Origin of the sequence: Halomonas hibernica, assembly GCF_013183775.1 — a bacterium.
Lineage (GTDB): Bacteria > Pseudomonadota > Gammaproteobacteria > Pseudomonadales > Halomonadaceae > Vreelandella > Vreelandella citrativorans.
The window spans coordinates 480,223-497,437 of the sequence record NZ_VIFN01000001.1 but is presented as its reverse complement, the minus strand read 5'-3'; the positions used below and the strand labels follow the sequence as shown (position 1 = coordinate 497,437).

The following is a 17,215-nucleotide window of genomic DNA, read 5'->3' as shown; positions in this document are numbered from 1 at the left end:
TCTCATTAAAAGCGCCGTATTACATACGGCGCACAAGTACAGAATATCAAATGCTGGCAATTTGCCAGGCACGGGTATTAAAGCGTGCAGGAAACACAGCCTTCCACTTCAGTACCTTCCAGCGCGCTTTGGCGCAGACGAATGTAATAGAGCGTTTTAATACCTTTTCGCCACGCGTAAATCTGCGCCTTATTGATATCACGCGTTGTCGCAGTGTCCGGGAAGAACAGCGTCAATGAGAGCCCCTGATCAACGTGCTTGGAAGCCTCAGCGTAGGTATCAATAATCTTCTCAGGGCCAATTTCATAAGCGTCCTGGAAGTAATCAAACGTGGACTCGCTCAAGAACGGCGCAGGATAATAAGCACGCCCCAGCTTGCCTTCTTTACGAATCTCGATCCTGGCCGCTACCGGGTGGATACTTGAGGTCGAGTGGTTAATATAGGAAATAGAGCCCGTGGGCGGCACCGCCTGCAAGTTGCGATTATAAAGGCCGTGGGCCATTACCGAGGCCTTGAGCTCCTGCCAGTCCTGCTGAGTAGGCAGCGTGATGTCGCTACGCTCGAACAGGCCGCGTACTTTATCGGTGCGTGGCAGCCACTCCTGGTCGGTATATTTATCGAAGAACTCGCCCGTTGCATATTTGGAGTCTTCAAAGCCTGCAAACGTATCATTATGCTCAATCGCCAAGCGGTTCGACGCGCGGATGGCATGAAAGGCGATGCAGTAGAAATACAGGTTGGTAAAGTCCAACCCCTCTTCAGAGCCATAATAAATGTGTTCGCGAGCCAGGTAACCGTGCAGGTTCATCTGACCAAGACCAATAGCGCGTGACTTGGCATTACCTTCGGCAATAGAGGGTACGCTACGTAGATTGCTCATTTCTGAAACTGCGGTTAACCCGCGAATGGCGATCTCAACGCTTTCGCCAATATTGCCGGCGTCCATTACCTTGGCGATGTTCATCGATCCCAGGTTACAGGAGATATCCTGACCCATTTGGCGATAGCCAAGATCATCGTCGTATTCGGTAGGTGTATTGACCTGCAGAATTTCCGAACACAGGTTACTCATATTGATACGACCAGCAATCGGGTTCGCCCGGTTGACCGTATCTTCAAACATGATGTACGGATAGCCCGACTCAAACTGCAGCTCTGCCAGTGTCTGGAAGAACGCCCGCGCATTGATTTTGTGCTTACGGATACGCGCGTCCGCGACCATCTCATGGTATTTCTCGGTAACGCTGACGTCGCCAAACGGGACGCCATAAACGCGCTCAACGTCGTAAGGCGAGAACAGGTACATATCGTCATTGCGCTTGGCAAGCTCAAACGTAATATCCGGAATCGTCACGCCCAGCGACAACGTTTTAATGCGGATTTTCTCGTCAGCATTTTCACGCTTGGTATCCAAAAAACTCAGGATATCGGGGTGGTGCGCATTCAGATAAACCGCGCCAGCGCCTTGGCGAGCACCCAGCTGGTTCGCATAGGAGAAGGCGTCTTCCAAGAGTTTCATGATCGGGATAATGCCCGACGACTGATTCTCAATACGCTTGATGGGTGCGCCAGACTCACGGATATTGCTCAATAAAAAGGCAACACCGCCACCCCGCTTGGAAAGCTGTAGCGCTGAGTTAATCGAGCGACCGATCGACTCCATATTGTCTTCAATACGCAGCAAGAAGCACGATACCAACTCACCACGCTGCTGCTTGCCGCAGTTCAGGAAGGTAGGCGTCGCTGGCTGGAAACGACCACTGATTATTTCATCAACCAAGGATTTTGCCAGCGCTTCATCGCCGCGCGCCAGGGTCAGTGCCACCATGCATACGCGGTCTTCATAGCGCTCAAGGTAACGCTTACCGTCGAACGTTTTTAGCGTATAGCTGGTGTAGTACTTGAAGGCACCTAAAAAGCTTGGAAAACGGAATTTGTAGGCATACGCCTGCTCAAACAACGCTTTAACAAAAGCGAAGCTGTATTGGCCGAGCATCTCCGCTTCGTAATAGCCCTCTTCCATCAGGTAATCGAGCTTTTCTTCCAGCGAGTGGAAAAAGACGGTGTTCTGGTTAACGTGTTGCAGGAAGTACTGACGTGCTGCTTCACGGTCTTTATCCAGCTGTAGTTCACCGTTGGCACCGTACAAATTAAGCATCGCGTTTAGCGCGTGGTAATCCAAAGTACGCGCTTCGGAAGCTCCCGTAGCCGGCCGTTTGGGTTCAGCCTGGTTTTTCGTGACTAGGTTTGTCGTTTCCAAAACTCTTCTACTCCTTTGCGAACCTTGGCCACGTCATCGTCGGTGCCAAATAATTCAAATCGATACAGCAATGGCACACGGCACTTTTCTGCAATAACGCGACCAGCCAGGCCATACGCATCACCAAAATTAGTGTTACCGGCAGCAATGACGCCGCGAATAAAGCGTCTATTCTGCTCATCGTTAAGAAAGCGAATAACTTGCCCTGGCACCGCACCTTTTGCCTCGCCGCCCCCGTAGGTGGGCGTGATTAATATATAAGGTGCTGTGGCATGTAGCGTCGGTTCATCACGCCCTAGCGGAAGACGCTGTGCGGCCAGACCAAGTTTTTGTACAAAACGATGAGTGTTACCTGATTTGGTGGAGAAATAAATTAGGCTGCCGACCTGGGGTGTTGCAGCGGCGGCGTCCACCAACATAGCAATTTTACGCCAACGCTTGGATACGGTCCGGGCGGAAACCCGACCAGTGATCATCACCAGCAACGACCACTGGAAGCTGGCGGTAGCCAAGGGCTTCTACTTCTTGCTGGGCACCTGACTCAGCGGTGATATCGATAACGGTATACGCTAGACCCTGTTTATCCAGAGCACGGTAGGTAGCAGTACACTGAACACAAGCAGGCTTGCTATAAATCTGGATTGCCATGGTCATTTTCCCCTTTTCATAGCGGTATTTTTCGGGCAGAGCATATCTAGTACCTCCCCCTCTCTGAAGACATCACGCATACTATATATAGACCATGGGAAAATCAATTCAAGCATATATAGTATTTTTTCATCCACAGGTTATTGACAGCTCATGCCCAGCCTACGGTCTGGAAACAAAAAAACCGCCCCACAGAGGGGGCGGCATTGTGCAGGCGCCAGCGGCTGGCATCCTGCCCGACATAGCGCTAAATTAAGCGATAGCAGCCTGGTAGCGACGCTCTACATCTTCCCAGTTAACGACGTCAAAGAACGCAGCAACGTAGTCAGGACGCTTGTTCTGATACTTCAGGTAGTAGGCGTGCTCCCATACATCCAGGCCGAGCAGCGGCGTGTTGCCGTGCATCAGCGGGTTATCCTGGTTCAGCGTATTTTCAACAACCAGCTTTTTTGCGGGAGTCACGGAGAGCCATGCCCAGCCGCTACCAAAACGACCTACGGCTGCCTTTTTGAACTCTTCCTTGAAGGAGTCCAGGCCGCCTAGTTCGCTATCAATAGCGTTGGCAACATCGCCCTGAGGCTGACCACCACCGTTCGGCGACATCATTTGCCAGAACATGGAGTGGTTGGCATGGCCACCGCCGTTGTTAATAACTGCTTGGCGCTTGGCTTCCGGCACACGGTCCAGGTTTGAGACGAGCTCTTCAATCGCAACGTCCTCAAGACCTGTGCCCTCAAGTGCAGCGTTGAGGTTATTGACGTACGTTTGGTGGTGACGCGAGTGGTGAATTTCCATGGTCATCGCATCAATATGCGGCTCGAGTGCGTCATAAGCGTACGGCAGTTCGGGAAGTGTATGTGCCATATTATCATCTCCTTGAGTGGCTTGCGTTGCGTTCATCATGATAGGTGTGGTCAGCCCACACCTTTTTCAACCGCTTTGGCGGCACTTTCTCACATTGCCCGTACTTTAGCCAACTACGGGCAGTTTATCTAATTTACTCTCCTAAAAAAGCCGGCTTTTAATAAGCCGGCTTGGGTAAACCAAGTCAATCCAGAAACGCCTTACAGCTTGCTCTCAAGTTCAGGCAGAATCTCGAACAAATCGCCTACCAGACCATAGTCCGCTACTTGAAAGATCGGTGCTTCGTCGTCTTTATTAATCGCGACAATGACCTTGGAGTCTTTCATGCCCGCCAAATGCTGAATGGCGCCCGAAATACCTACGGCAATATAGAGATCAGGTGCCACGATCTTGCCGGTTTGCCCGACCTGCATGTCGTTAGGAACAAAGCCTGCATCTACCGCTGCCCGTGAAGCGCCTACGGCCGCCCCCAGCTTGTCGGCGATACCGTCCAGCAGCTTGAAGTTCTCGCCATTGCCCATGCCACGGCCGCCTGAAATAACCACTTTGGCGCCACCCAGTTCGGGTCGGTCGGACTGTGCAAGTTCTTCTTTAACAAAGCTTGACTGGGTATTTTCAACCACCACATCGACCGCTTCTAGCGTAGCGCTGCCGCTGCTGGCAACGGCATCAAACGCGCTGGAGCGTACGGTAATTACTTTCAGCGCATCATCACTTTTCACGGTGGCGATGGCGTTCCCCGCATAAATGGGACGCAGGAAGGTGTCAGCGCTCTCAATGCCAATGACGTCGGAAAGCTGGCTAACATCTTTCAGGGCAGCCAAACGCGGCAACACATTTTTACCGGTTGTGGAGGCGCTCGCCAGCACATGAGTGTAACCACTGGCTAACTCCACCAGCAGCGCGCCCATGGGCTCAGCCAGTTGGTAAGCGTAAACAGCATTATCTGCAACCCGCACCTTGCTGACGCCATCAAGCTTGGCGGCTGCTTCAGCGGCAGCCTGGACGCCCTCTCCAGCCACCAGAACGTCAATATCGCCACCGATGGCTTTGGCGGCAGCTACCACGTGAGCGGTGGCGCTGGCGAGTTGGCCGTCATTGATATCGGCAAGTACCAAAATGCTCATTAGATCAGCTCCTTTCAAAGCACTTATCTTGAAGAACTTATCTCAAAGAACTTTTCTTAAAGAACTTTGGCTTCGTTTTTTAGTTTATCGATCAATTCATCCACCGACGCAACCTTAATACCGCCTTTACGTTCTGCCGGGGACTCGACTTTCAAAAGGCTTACCCTGGATGCCACCTCAATGCCGTAATCGGCAGGGGTTTTGACGTCCATCGGTTTCTTTTTGGCCTTCATGATATCCGGCAGCTTGGCGTAGCGTGGCTCGTTCAAGCGCAAATCGGTTGTCACAATGGCAGGCAGCGTCAGCGCAATGGTCTGCAAGCCGCCATCGATTTCACGGGTAACGTTAACCGTATCACCATCAATGGCCACTTCTGAGGCGAACGTGCCTTGCGGCAAGTTGGTTAAGGCAGCCAGCATCTGGCCCGTCTGGTTATTGTCGGTGTCGATCGCCTGCTTACCCAGGATGACCAGGCCGGGCTGCTCTTCGTCAACCACCTTGGCCAGCAACTTGGCAACTGCTAGCGACTCAACTCGCTCGTCGGTTTCGATGTGAATAGCGCGGTCAGCACCCAGTGCCAGCGCGGTACGCAGCTGTTCCTGGGCGGCTTTGGGGCCAACGGTGACGGCCACTACTTCAGTAGCAACGCCCTTCTCTTTTAGGCGTACCGCCTCTTCCACCGCAATTTCGCAGAAGGGATTCATGGCCATTTTGACATTGGTAAGATCAACGTCAGAGTGATCTGCTTTGACGCGGATTTTGACGTTATAGTCGATGACGCGTTTAACCGCGACGAGTACTTTCATAGGTTCCTCGCTTGGCTGGTGGCAAAAGCCGTTAACCAAAGTCGGCACCCGCCCAGCGGACACCGCTTATAAAAGAGTCAGCCTCGCCATACGCGATGACGATGCCGAAGAGATTCATGCAAGCGTTTGATAGGCACGCAGTTACAAAACCTTGTTAATTTGCCACAGCCTGCCCAATGGCAACAATACCCATTCGCTACCGCTATAGTCGAACAATCACCAAACAGGGCTACGTTTGGGCCACTGAGCATGAAACGCGCTTTTAGCATCGTAGGCGTGACCTGACCACGGTATTATGCCTATCATGGAGCATAACCAGAAGCAAACGACCGTTTTATATTAAGGCCGTGTTTTTATAAGGCACTGCACTTATGAGAATAAGGAGAGACCAGGTGGAAAATGTTGAACGCGACGTCATGGACTTTGATGTAGTGATTGTAGGCGCGGGTCCTTCTGGGCTTGCCGCTGCCTGCCGCCTGATGCAGCAAGCAAATGAAGCCGAACAAGAGCTGACCGTTTGTGTCGTGGAAAAAGGCTCTGAAGTCGGTGCGCACATTTTATCTGGCGCGGTGTTTGAACCACGGGCGCTCAATGAGCTCTTTCCCGACTGGCAAGAGCGTGGCGCCCCTTTGAACACTCCCGCCATTCGCGATGATGTTTACCTGCTCAAAGATGCCCAAAAGGCACAGAAGCTGCCCAATTCATTGGTCCCCAAAAGCATGCACAATACCGGCGGTGATCAAACGCGCTACGTGGTCAGTGCTGGTAATCTGTGCCGTTGGCTTGCCGAGCAAGCTGAAGCGCTGGGTGTTGAAATTTTCCCCGGCTTCGCCGCCCAGGACGTCATTATTGAAGAAGATGCCGTACGCGGCATTTTGATAGGTGACATGGGCGTCGCCGCTGACGGCACACCGAAAGATGGCTATATGCCGGGTATGGAGCTGCGTGCCAAATACACGCTGTTTGCTGAAGGCGCGCGTGGTCATTTAGGCAAACGCTTAATCAAGCATTTTTCCCTTGACGCCGGGCGCGACCCGCAACACTACGGCATTGGCCTAAAAGAGCTCTGGGACGTTCCCGCTGACAAGCATGAACCCGGGCTTGTGGTTCACGGTTCTGGCTGGCCGCTGGATAAAGATACCTCTGGGGGCTGGTTCCTGTATCACGCTGAAAACCAGCAGGTGGTGGTTGGCCTGATTATGGATCTTTCCTATCAGAACCCTTGGCTTTCGCCGTTTGATGAATTTCAGCGCATGAAGCATCACCCGGCGCTTAGCCAATATCTGGAAGGCGGTAAGCGTGTAGCTTACGGCGCCCGAGCGCTCACCAAAGGGGGCTTTAACTGCCTGCCTAAAATGACGTTTGCAGGCGGCCTACTGATTGGCTGTGATGCAGGAACCCTTAATTTCTCCAAAATCAAAGGCCTGCATACCGCCATGAAGTCAGGCCTGGTGGCCGCTGAAAGCGTTTTTGAAGCCCTAAAAGCGGGTGATGAAGGCGCGCAAGAACTCACTAGCTTTACCCAAAAGTGGGAAGCCAGCTGGGCTTACGAAGAGCTTAAAGAGAGCGCAAGCTTTGGACCCGCCATGCATAAGTACGGCACCGTGGGTGGCGGCGCTTACAACTTTGTTAATCAGTTGCTGGGCAACAAGCTGCCCAATGTTCACGACACGACCACTGATTACGGCGCTCTAAAACCGGCGGCTGAGTTTGAAAAAATCAATTACCCCAAGCCGGACGGAAAGCTCTCGTTTGATAAGTCGTCTTCAGTGTTTCTCTCCAACACCAATCACGAAGAGGACCAGCCGTGCCACCTGCACCTGGACGATCCTGACATTCCGATTAAGCACAACTTACCCAAGTATGCCGAGCCGGCCCAGCGTTACTGCCCTGCAGGCGTGTATGAAGTGGTAGAGGATGATGCTGGGCAGCCACGTTTTCAGATCAACTTCCAGAACTGCGTGCACTGCAAAACCTGTGACATTAAGGACCCGGCCCAGAATATTACCTGGGTAGCGCCTGAAGGCGGCGGCGGGCCCAACTATCCCAATATGTAAGCTGTAAACAGCAGGCGCCAAACAGAGCCACTTGCACCGCCTAACCGTTAGGCGGATTGCACAGGTGGCTCTAATCGCTCAATGGGTGCACGGCGAGCAATTAAACGTCGCCTGCCTGCTTGAACAAAACGCACATCAATGACCGGGTCAGAGGGATTACCTTCTACCGAGGCAATCTCTCCCTCACCAAAAACGGCGTGATGCAGCCGCTGTCCGGGGTAAAAGTGCTCCCCTGGCGCATAAGCGGCTTGGGGCTCCTTCACCTCGGGCGCCGTTAACGTAATATCGTCACGCCCTAACCGCTCAAGATAGCGTTGTACAATCGCTGGCGAAGCCGCCCGTAACACAGCGCTTGTGGGCTCGCTCTTCGCCAGGCACTCAGCAACCTGCATGCTGTCTTGCCATGCGCTTTCAGCAATAAAGCGACTTGGACGATGCGAGCCACCATCGTGCATAACCAGAAGCTGCTCTTCTGCGCGAGTAATCGCGACATAAAAGAGTCGGCGTTCTTCTTCAAGGCGCTCATCGCTTAGCGGCGTATCCCGGCTATAATGCGGGAAGTCTTCCTCATTGACGCCAGCGACGACCACAAGCGGCCACTCCAACCCTTTGGCACCATGCACGGTTGAAATCAGGACACCCTCGGCCTGGTTTTCAACCGGACGCTCTAATAACGCTATAAAGGCGTCAGGATCAGGCACGCTTTGAGCCTGTTCGATCAGCACATCCAAAAGGCGGACATCCTCTTCGCCTTTATCCCGCCGGGCTGCGGCACGCTTTAGCGTTTTTTCAGCGTCGATGCTTTCCACCACATGGCTAAGTAATTTAGCGGATGGCCATGCACGTAGCCGGGGAAGCTCACACAATAACGCCCAGCGTTTTTTTAACGTACGCCGTTGAAGCGGCTTTAGCTCAGTAAGCACGGGGTCATGCCGTTCTGGCCACTCTTGCGTAGTGGCCAACTGGTAGGCCAAGCGCTGTAGCCGTTCCCGCGCGACAAAAGGCGTTGGCTGAGAGAGCAGTAACAGCAAGTGTTCTGGGTCGTGGAGAAGCTCAGGACGGCGAGATAGCTTTAAGTAACCCACTAACGCCTGCACCAACGGTAAGCGAAAAACAAAACGATCTTCACGCAGTAAGCGAAAGGGGATACCGGCCTGCAATAACGCCAGCTGGAACGGCACGGAAAGTGCCCAACTGCGCACTAACAGGCTGACCTGGTGAAAAGTGCGCCCCTGCGCACTCCAATCCATCAAGGTATCCAGCAGGACAGCACTTCCCTGCCCGACCGACACCCGCGTATGCGGATTATTTGCCGCCGCTAAACAGAGCTGATCGGGACGTCGTTGATTGGCAACAATCGCATGATTCGCTGTTAATGCCAGCGCATGCCCATGGCGAAACGTCGTTGATAGTGGGTAATCGGTGGGCTGCCCGAAGGTCGCGGTAAAATCCTCCAGCATGGTGTCCGGCCGCGCACCACGCCACTCGTAAATGCACTGATTGGCATCCCCTACCGCCATAACCGCCGCCGTGCTACCCGCCAATACCGCAAGTAGGCGTTGCTGCGCCGCGTTGATATCCTGATACTCATCAATAATGACGTGGTCCAAAAAGCCTTCCACACGCTGGCGTAACGTAGCGTCAGCTTCCAGCGCCTGGAGCGGCCGATACAGCAAATCGGCGTAGGTCATAAGACCTTCATCCGCGAGCATTCGCTCTGCTTCATTAAACGCGCTGGGGAAATAATCGGTGTCCGGCTCGTAGTTAAGCCGCTCATAAAGTGCTTGAGGTTCGGCCATTTCTGCTTTGACCAGATTACAAAAATGCGCCAGTGCCTCCAGGCGCTCGCCCTCAATGGCCGCATCGCGCCGCTCAACGCTTTCACGCAGTACATGTAAACTGGCCTGGCGAAGCAAGCGCTCCAACTGCCAGTCAGCCGACAGCAATCGGCGTGGTGCGAGCACTCCCCAACGGCACAGACTTTGGGTTAATCGATGCCCCAGCGAGTGAAAAGTACGCACCGCAGGCAGCGCCTGCCCGGAGGGGGCCATGCTTACCAAGCGTTGATGAAAATCATCCCGTGCTGAGCGGTTAAACATCAATATCAGCATCCGCTTGGGCGCAACCCCACCGGCCAGCAGATGCAGCACTCGGGCTGCCATGGTGGTGGTTTTACCCGCACCGGCGACTGCCGCTACTCTGGCATGGCCGTTTTCATGATGGACAACAGCGTGTTGTTCTGCGGTTAACTTCACAAAGCCTCACTCGGTGCGCCATTATCGCCGCCAGCGGTGTCCTCAGCATCCACACAGCCGAGTGGAAACCACTCACCGGCGCTCCACACACCGACTTCATATTGGCCATTAGCCAGTGTTTTCATACTTGCCGCGTCAACCAGTTGATAAAACACATGGCGATGTAATCGGGCGGATAACCCATACCGGACAGCAATTTCCGGCAGCATCTCGTCACCTTGAGTCTCGCTGAACGCTAGAGGGTGTGTCGCGTCAAGGCGCACGACATCTTCAAACTGGGTCGTAAACCACCAGGCATCCTCATGAAAGTCAGCCTCAACAGCCACAAAAGGCAAATCGTCCACCTGGAGACACCAGCGCTCAACAGGCGTCACCAGGCAGTAGCCTTCCGGGTCGTGGCGCAACAGCGAGGATAGCAAACGCGCAACATCAGGGCGGGCAAACGGCTGTCCTTCGTGTAACCAGGTGCCGTCTGCTTGAATCACAATATTGATATCGCCAGACAGCGCTGGCTGCCATTGATCCACAGGCGGAATAGTGGCCACACTTTGACGCTGCTGCAGGAGTCGATCAATATTCATTGCATCCGCCTTGCGCTAATACCGCTTAACGTGAAGACACGAGCCCAGACTGCGCCAGGGCTTGTTTAACATACGCAGGCGCATCGGGCACGGCCGCTTTAAACAGCTGAAAGAAGTTGGCCGTCGTTTGCATGGCCACTTCATCGACGCTGATGCCCCGCGCTTTGGCGATGCACTCTGCCACCTCAACAACCCACGCAGGTTCGTTGGGTTTGCCACGGTAAGGCACAGGGGCCAAGTAAGGACTATCGGTTTCAATAAGAAGACGATCCAGCGGCAGTTGGCGGGCCAATTCACGCAGCGACGCCGCGTTATTAAAGGTAATAATACCGGACAACGAAATATAGAAGCCAAGCCGCACCGCTTCACGCGCCATTTCCAAGTCTTCAGTAAAGCAGTGGAGCACACCACCAATGCGTGGATCGCTATATTCTCGCAACAAGGCAAGCGTGTCTTCCTTGGCTTCCCGGGTATGCACGATAACGGGCAACTCAAGCTCGCGGGCAGCGATCAAGTGCTGCTTAAAGCGCTCATACTGCACCGCAACCGGCACGCTTTCCTGATAGTGGTAATCCAGCCCGGTTTCACCAATGGCAATGGCGCCGTACTGCTCTGCGGCTTCTTGAATATCACTCGCCACTGGCTCTTGCACAGGCGTATGCAGCGGATGAAGGCCCGCCGAAATAGCGACGTCGCTATGCTCACGAGCAATCGCAGCGAGCCCTGGCATATCCTCAAGGCTCACTGAAATCGCCAAAAACTGGCTAACGTTTGCAGCTCTAGCCGCGTTTAGCGTGGCGGCAATATCACCACCATGCGTGTGCTCCGACAAACGATCCAAATGACAGTGCGAATCAACAAACATGAACGTCTCATCAACCAAAAAGAGAAATAAAAAGGCGGGATAACGCTAAAGCGTCAATGAAGGAGCCGTATGATCATCAGCTTCCAGCAGCATTTCGATGCGCTCGCGCAGAGCGCTATCCTTAAAGCTAAAATGAACGCCAATTCCCGCGACACGCTGGCTACTTATCTCGTCAGGCGATACCCATACGACATCACCCGAAACCGTCATGCGCTCACACTCACCTGGCAACGTGAGCAATAAAGTGACCTGATCACCCAGCGCATAGGGCGTTTTAGTCGGTACAAATAGACCTCCACGCTCCAAAAACGGCATATAAGCTGAAAATAGCGTAGACGTATCAGGCACGGCGAGGGCAAGGGCTTTTTGAATACTCATATCAACCTCGCTCGCCGGTAAATCCATGACCACCATCGTAACGACATGACTAGAGAGTGATGGTTGAAATCCATAGCCAATGCAATAACGCTATGAGCGCAGTAGCGCTGCCCAACGCACTAACCATGCTTCAAGCACCAGTTGCGGGTTTGGATTGGCTCCAACCGCTAACAGGCGCCGCTGTTCTCGGGCGTAATCCAGCAAACGAAACCAATCCTGCGCACGGCCGTTTTTGACCGCTTGGCGGTAAAGGGGTTCTAAATCGGGATTGTGCAGTACGCTTGCTTCACCTGAAATACCCAAGCGAATTAAGTCTTCAAGCCATGCGATACCGTACCACAAGATAGCGTCAATCGCTTGGCGGTCCAGCCGTGCAGCCTCCGATACCGGCTCAGCGCCCCGCACCAGTTGCTCAAAGCAGTCATGAATCTGGTGGCGCAATGCCCGCTCTTCAGGCGAAGCTAATTCAGCCGCCAAAAGCGGCAAACCACCCGACACCTGCCACCAAAAATACGCCTCTTCCTCACCGCCCAACTGTTCGATTAACCAGTTGCGACACGCAGTAAAAGGCACACTGGGAAACGACCACTGCTGGCATCGGGAACGAATAGTCGCCAACATCCGAGATGGCACATCAGAAAGCAGAATAAACAGCGTTTTAGCGCCAGGCTCTTCCAGGCTTTTAAGCAACGCATTGGCCGCGGCGATATTCATGCTCTCGGCCGGTGAAAGAACAATCACGCGATAACCGCCCTGTTGGGCGGTCTGTGAGACAAACCGATTAACCTCGCGGATAGGGTCAATACGTATCTGGCGCTTGCCTTCTTCCGGCGAAACCCGCAACAGGTCCGGATGATAACCCGACGCCAGCATGGAACAGCTATGACACTGGCCGCATGCCAGCACACTCGGGCTTGCGCACAACATGCGGGCAATTAGCGCCTCTGCCAGCTGCTGCTTACCCACACCGTGAGCACCACTTAACAAAATGGCATGGGGCATACGCCCCTCATCTGACAGCCGCACCAACTGCTGCCATGTGGCCTCATGCCAAGGCAGTAGACCGCTTAACGCCATAGCGCTATCCGTTCGGCGAGCGCATCCTGAATATCGGCTTGTACGCTAACCAGCGACTGATGGGCATTAATGAGCGCAAAGCGCTTAGGCTCAGCGCTGGCACGCTCCAGGTAGGCGTCACGGACGGCTTGAAAGAACTCGCCCCGCTCTTGCTCAAAGCGGTCACGCTGCTCATTTTGACTGTTAAGCCGTGACTCCAGGCGCGACTGCGCCGCCGTTAACGGCATATCAAGCAGTAACGTCAGATCTGGCGTTAGCCCCTTCTGCACAAAGGCTTCAAGCTGAGCAATGCGTTCAACCGACATACCCCGCCCGCCGCCCTGGTAGGCAAAGGTCGCGTCAGTAAAGCGGTCGCATACCACCCATGCACCGCGCTCCAATGCAGGCACTATTTTTTCGGCCAGATGCTGCGCTCGCGCGGCAAACATGAGTAACAGCTCAGCATCGGCGTGCAATGGCTCCTGGGGAGCAGGGTCCAGCAGTAGCGCGCGGATCGCCTCGGCGCGCGGCGTCCCCCCCGGTTCGCGGGTGCTCACCACGTCAAGACCTTGCGCTTCCAGCGCTGCGACCACAAAAGCCATATTGGTGGATTTACCTACGCCCTCACCGCCTTCAAGCGTAATAAAGCGTCCCCGCTTGGTCATTGCCATCCCTTAATCAACGCGTGCATCGTTGAGATTAACTTCATGAAAAACCGACACTTTGGTTCAGCGGTTGCGAATATAGCGATTAACTGCATTATTGTGCTCACGCAGCGTACGCGAAAAGTGGTGTGTACCGTCCCCCTTGGATACAAAATAGAGCGTCTCGCCTGGCAGAGGATCAACCGCTGCTTCAAGCGACGCTCGCCCCGGCATGGCAATCGGCGTGGGCGGCATGCCATCAATCACATAGGTATTGTAAGGCGTGGCTTCACGCAGGTCGGCATAGGTAATGCGCCCTTGATACCGGTCGCCCATACCGTAAATCACGGTCGGATCAGTTTGCAGGCGCATGCCCTGCTCCGTCCGGCGCTTAAAGACACCGGCGATCTCACGCCGCTCTTCAGGCGCGCCTGTTTCACGCTCAATCAGCGATGCCATAATAAGCGCCTCATAAGGCGTCTCAATGGTCAGGTCATCCGAGCGTGCGGCCCATACCTCTTCTAAAATGTTTTCCATCCGCACCAACGCTTGGCGCAAAATATCGACGTCACTCATACCCAGGTGGTAGCGGTACGTATCGGGGAAAAACCAGCCTTCTGGAAAGGTGCCTTCTCTATCCAGCAAGGTCATTATTTCTTCATCGCTCAACTCCGCCGTGCGATGCTCCAGCTTGGGCGCGTTATTGAGTAGGTCGCGTAGTTGACTGAATGAGCGTCCTTCTGGAAGCGTCAACGGATACGTCACCACTCGGTTACTGCCTAACAGCGCCAGCATTTCAAGCCCATTCATACCGGGCGTTAACTCATATTCGCCCACCCGAAGACGGGGAATACGTTCCGGATGAACCCGAGCCAATACTTGAAAAGCCCAGGCATCCTCAAGAATCCCTTGCGCCTCCAACTGCGCAACCACCTGATTAAAGCCTGCTCCAGCAGGCACCTGATATAAAACAGGGGCTTCTAAAGCAAGAGGAGCGTCTAATCGGCTTTGCCAATAAAAATAGCTGCCTGCGACGCCAACGACGCCCAATACCAGAATAATTCCAACAGCGGCCAGTAACCGTTTCAACGTATCACCTCAACAAAATAGGTCAGGGCTTGCGGTATAAGTTGACGCATAGCCAAGCAGACGATGCGCCTGTGTTTGGAACTTATCGGGCTGATTAATCGGCCAACGCTGCAGACAATCCGCATCTTCAGACAATAACGTCGCCACTGGCCATACCCCCTGTACGGAGTTCGCCACCCAAGCGCGCTCAACGGCGGGTAAGGCTTCAAGGGTTAGATTGGCTTCGCGCACAGCGCCTTCAGCAATTAACGCGGCACGCAATGTACCGGCCACGCCACATGTATCGAGTGGCGGCGTAAACAGCTCACCGTGTTGCTGCCAAAACAGGTTCATGCTGGTCGCCTCGATCAACTGCCCCTGAGCGTCCGCCAGCAAACCTTCGGCAATCGACACATCCTGCCACTCTTGTCGTGCCATTACATTTTCGAGGCGGTTTAAATGCTTGATACCAGCTAAAGCCGGTTGGTGAGCCAAGCGTATGCGGCAGATACGCACCGTCACGCCGCTTTTCCAGCGCTCAACCATAGGGGCGAAAGAAGTCCGCCGACTTAGCAAACGGGGTGTTGGTGTATCAGGTAATGCATACCCCCTTCCACCACTACCCCGTGTAACAATCAGTTTTAATACTTCAAGCGGTGCCGTGGCGTTTCCCTGCCAAGTGGCATCAATCTCCTCTTGGCAGGGAACTGGAATGCCGAGCCGCTGACACCCCTTCACCAACCGCGCTACGTGGTATGCCCACAGCACCGGTTTACCGTTACGCAGCAGCACCGTTTCGAACACGCCGTCCCCATACGCCAGCCCGCGATCATCAAACGGCACCTGAGGCAGGGTCATCTTGCGTTATACCTTTTTAAACAGCAGCGAGCCGTTGGTGCCGCCGAACCCAAACGAGTTGGACAAGGCAACATCAATGCGCATGTTACGCGCCGTGTGCGGCACATAATCCAGATTGCAGCCTTCCTGAGGGTTATCCAGGTTAATGGTTGGAGGTGCCACCTGATCACGAATGGCCAGGATGCTAAACACCGCTTCAACAGCGCCAGCAGCTCCTAACAAATGGCCAATCATGGACTTGGTAGAACTTACCGCCACATCCTGAGCGGCACTGCCCATCACCCGTTCAACAGCACGGCTTTCTGCAAGGTCGCCAGCGGCCGTGGAGGTTCCATGCGCGTTAATATAGTGCACCTCGGAAGGGTCCATTTGAGCATCTTTAATCGCATTGCTCATGGAAAGCGCAGCCCCGCGACCATCTTCAGGCGGTGCCGTCATGTGATAGGCATCATCACTCATACCAAACCCGACAAGCTCGGCATAGATATTCGCGCCACGTGCCTTGGCATGCTCGTACTCTTCGAGTACCAGTACACCGGCACCATCCGAGAGAACAAAGCCATCGCGATCTTTATCCCAAGGACGGCTTGCTGCTTCGGGATTATCATTACGCGTTGAAAGCGCTCGGGCGGCAGAGAAGCCTCCTAGGCCAAGTGGCGTCGTTGCCATTTCAGCACCACCGCAGATCATGACATCCGCATCACCATAGGCAATCGTACGTGCACTATAGCCAATATTGTGCGTACCGCTGGTACATGCGGTGGTAATAGCGATGTTAGGGCCTTGAAAGCCATGTTGAATCGCCAAATTGCCCGAGATCATATTGATGATGGAGCCCGGCACGAAAAAAGGTGATACGCGACGAGCGCCGCCCTTATTAAGCGCATTGTGGTTATGCTCGATCATGGGCAGGCCACCAATGCCTGACCCCATGGCCACCCCGATACGCGGTGCATTCTCTTCTGTACAGGTAATACCAGCATCCTGAATTGCCTGCGCGCCAGCCGCCATGCCGTACTGAATGAACAGGTCCATTTTGCGGGCTTCTTTGGGATTCAGATAAGGGCTAATATCAAAATTCTTAACCGAACCACCAAAGCGTGTATTGAAGCTACTTGTATCAAAGTGCTCAATGGGCGCTATGCCGCTCTTACCGGCCGTAATATTCGCCCACGTTTCATCCACGCTATTGCCCACTGGGGTCACCAGGCCTAACCCAGTTACCACTACCCTTCTTCGCGCCATTAGCTTTCCTCCAGGCATCCATGGTGACTCGACCCATCCGGGTCATTTTCAGCAGAAATTAGGTGCCTAGTATAACGGAGATTGAACGTTATGTTTACGGTGAAGCACAAAGCAAAAAAGCCGCCCGTTAAAAGGGCGGCTTTTAAGGGGGGTGCTAGCACCACACCCTCGTTTGATGCACCAACTTGCCCTTACTGGTGGGCGTTTACGTAGTCGATGGCTTCCTGAACTGTCGTAATTTTTTCCGCCTCTTCATCAGGAATTTCAGTATCGAATTCCTCTTCCAAAGCCATTACCAGCTCAACAGTGTCAAGCGAGTCAGCACCCAAGTCTTCAGTGAAAGAAGAGCTGTTCTGGATGTCTTCTTCTTTAACGTTCAGGCGCTCTGCCACAACTTTCTTAACGCGCTCTTCAATAGTACTCATTAACGTACTCCAGTCGTTCACATTAGCCGTTTTGGATAACCAGCTATTTGGAAACCGCAAGCCAAAAGCTGCGGGGT

17 protein-coding genes are annotated in these 17,215 nt (G+C 53.8%); 1 reads left to right on the top strand and 16 read right to left on the bottom strand.

Annotated elements, in window-relative coordinates:
* Positions 1-77: 77 nt before the first annotated feature.
* From nrdE to FKN99_RS02310, 6 genes are all read right to left on the bottom strand, one after another.
* Complete coding sequence (gene nrdE / locus FKN99_RS02335) at positions 78-2,261, bottom strand: class 1b ribonucleoside-diphosphate reductase subunit alpha (protein ID WP_253926942.1); 2,184 nt, start codon at positions 2,259-2,261, stop codon at positions 78-80.
* Positions 2,243-2,680: a class Ib ribonucleoside-diphosphate reductase assembly flavoprotein NrdI gene (gene nrdI / locus FKN99_RS02330; RefSeq protein WP_172116387.1), complete on the bottom strand. Its 438-nt coding sequence runs from the start codon at positions 2,678-2,680 to the stop codon at positions 2,243-2,245. The genes nrdE and nrdI overlap by 19 nt, the downstream gene beginning before the upstream one ends.
* A 7-nt stretch (positions 2,681-2,687) precedes the next feature.
* Positions 2,688-2,909 (bottom strand): glutaredoxin-like protein NrdH, encoded by a 222-nt coding sequence (nrdH, locus tag FKN99_RS02325; RefSeq protein ID WP_087109257.1) that lies wholly within the window; start codon positions 2,907-2,909, stop codon positions 2,688-2,690.
* A 252-nt stretch (positions 2,910-3,161) separates the two neighbouring features.
* On the bottom strand, positions 3,162-3,773 hold the full coding sequence (locus tag FKN99_RS02320; protein ID WP_172116386.1) for a superoxide dismutase: 612 nt from the start codon (positions 3,771-3,773) through the stop codon (positions 3,162-3,164).
* A gap of 200 nt (positions 3,774-3,973) precedes the next feature.
* The gene (locus FKN99_RS02315) at positions 3,974-4,900 is read right to left on the bottom strand and encodes an electron transfer flavoprotein subunit alpha/FixB family protein (RefSeq protein WP_172116385.1); all 927 of its coding nucleotides are present in this window, start codon (positions 4,898-4,900) and stop codon (positions 3,974-3,976) included.
* 56 nt (positions 4,901-4,956) lie between these two features.
* Positions 4,957-5,706 (bottom strand): electron transfer flavoprotein subunit beta/FixA family protein, encoded by a 750-nt coding sequence (locus FKN99_RS02310; RefSeq protein ID WP_172116384.1) that lies wholly within the window; start codon positions 5,704-5,706, stop codon positions 4,957-4,959.
* A 392-nt stretch (positions 5,707-6,098) separates the two neighbouring features.
* Here FKN99_RS02310 and FKN99_RS02305 point away from each other — a divergent pair, with 392 nt between their 5' ends.
* Complete coding sequence (locus FKN99_RS02305; RefSeq protein WP_172116383.1) at positions 6,099-7,763, top strand: electron transfer flavoprotein-ubiquinone oxidoreductase; 1,665 nt, start codon at positions 6,099-6,101, stop codon at positions 7,761-7,763.
* Between the two features lie 47 nt (positions 7,764-7,810).
* Here the strand turns inward: FKN99_RS02305 and FKN99_RS02300 are convergent, their stop codons facing one another.
* The 10 genes from FKN99_RS02300 to acpP all read right to left on the bottom strand — a co-directional run bounded on the left by FKN99_RS02300 (position 7,811) and on the right by acpP (position 17,138).
* The gene (locus FKN99_RS02300; RefSeq protein ID WP_172116382.1) at positions 7,811-10,018 is read right to left on the bottom strand and encodes an ATP-dependent helicase; all 2,208 of its coding nucleotides are present in this window, start codon (positions 10,016-10,018) and stop codon (positions 7,811-7,813) included.
* Entirely contained in the window at positions 10,015-10,599 is a 585-nt protein-coding gene (locus FKN99_RS02295) for a DUF1285 domain-containing protein (protein ID WP_172116381.1), read from the bottom strand. The genes FKN99_RS02300 and FKN99_RS02295 overlap by 4 nt, the downstream gene beginning before the upstream one ends.
* Positions 10,600-10,624: 25 nt before the next feature.
* Complete coding sequence (locus FKN99_RS02290; RefSeq protein ID WP_172116380.1) at positions 10,625-11,464, bottom strand: TatD family hydrolase; 840 nt, start codon at positions 11,462-11,464, stop codon at positions 10,625-10,627.
* Positions 11,465-11,509: 45 nt separating this feature from the next.
* Positions 11,510-11,842, bottom strand: a complete 333-nt coding sequence (locus tag FKN99_RS02285; protein ID WP_172116379.1) for a PilZ domain-containing protein — start codon at positions 11,840-11,842, stop codon at positions 11,510-11,512.
* Between the two features lie 90 nt (positions 11,843-11,932).
* Positions 11,933-12,919, bottom strand: a complete 987-nt coding sequence (locus FKN99_RS02280) for a DNA polymerase III subunit delta' (protein ID WP_172116378.1) — start codon at positions 12,917-12,919, stop codon at positions 11,933-11,935.
* The gene (gene tmk, locus FKN99_RS02275) at positions 12,910-13,563 is read right to left on the bottom strand and encodes a dTMP kinase (RefSeq protein WP_172116377.1); all 654 of its coding nucleotides are present in this window, start codon (positions 13,561-13,563) and stop codon (positions 12,910-12,912) included. Before tmk ends, FKN99_RS02280 begins: the two co-directional genes overlap by 10 nt.
* A 63-nt stretch (positions 13,564-13,626) precedes the next feature.
* Complete coding sequence (mltG, locus tag FKN99_RS02270; protein WP_172116376.1) at positions 13,627-14,631, bottom strand: endolytic transglycosylase MltG; 1,005 nt, start codon at positions 14,629-14,631, stop codon at positions 13,627-13,629.
* Between the two features lie 9 nt (positions 14,632-14,640).
* Positions 14,641-15,468 carry an aminodeoxychorismate lyase gene (pabC, locus tag FKN99_RS02265; RefSeq protein ID WP_172116375.1) on the bottom strand — a complete coding sequence of 276 codons (828 nt, stop codon included), beginning with the start codon at positions 15,466-15,468 and terminating at the stop codon, positions 14,641-14,643.
* A 6-nt stretch (positions 15,469-15,474) separates the two neighbouring features.
* The gene (gene fabF / locus FKN99_RS02260) at positions 15,475-16,713 is read right to left on the bottom strand and encodes a beta-ketoacyl-ACP synthase II (protein WP_172116374.1); all 1,239 of its coding nucleotides are present in this window, start codon (positions 16,711-16,713) and stop codon (positions 15,475-15,477) included.
* Between the two features lie 191 nt (positions 16,714-16,904).
* Complete coding sequence (gene acpP / locus FKN99_RS02255) at positions 16,905-17,138, bottom strand: acyl carrier protein (RefSeq protein ID WP_008956801.1); 234 nt, start codon at positions 17,136-17,138, stop codon at positions 16,905-16,907.
* Between the last annotated feature and the right edge of the window lie 77 nt (positions 17,139-17,215).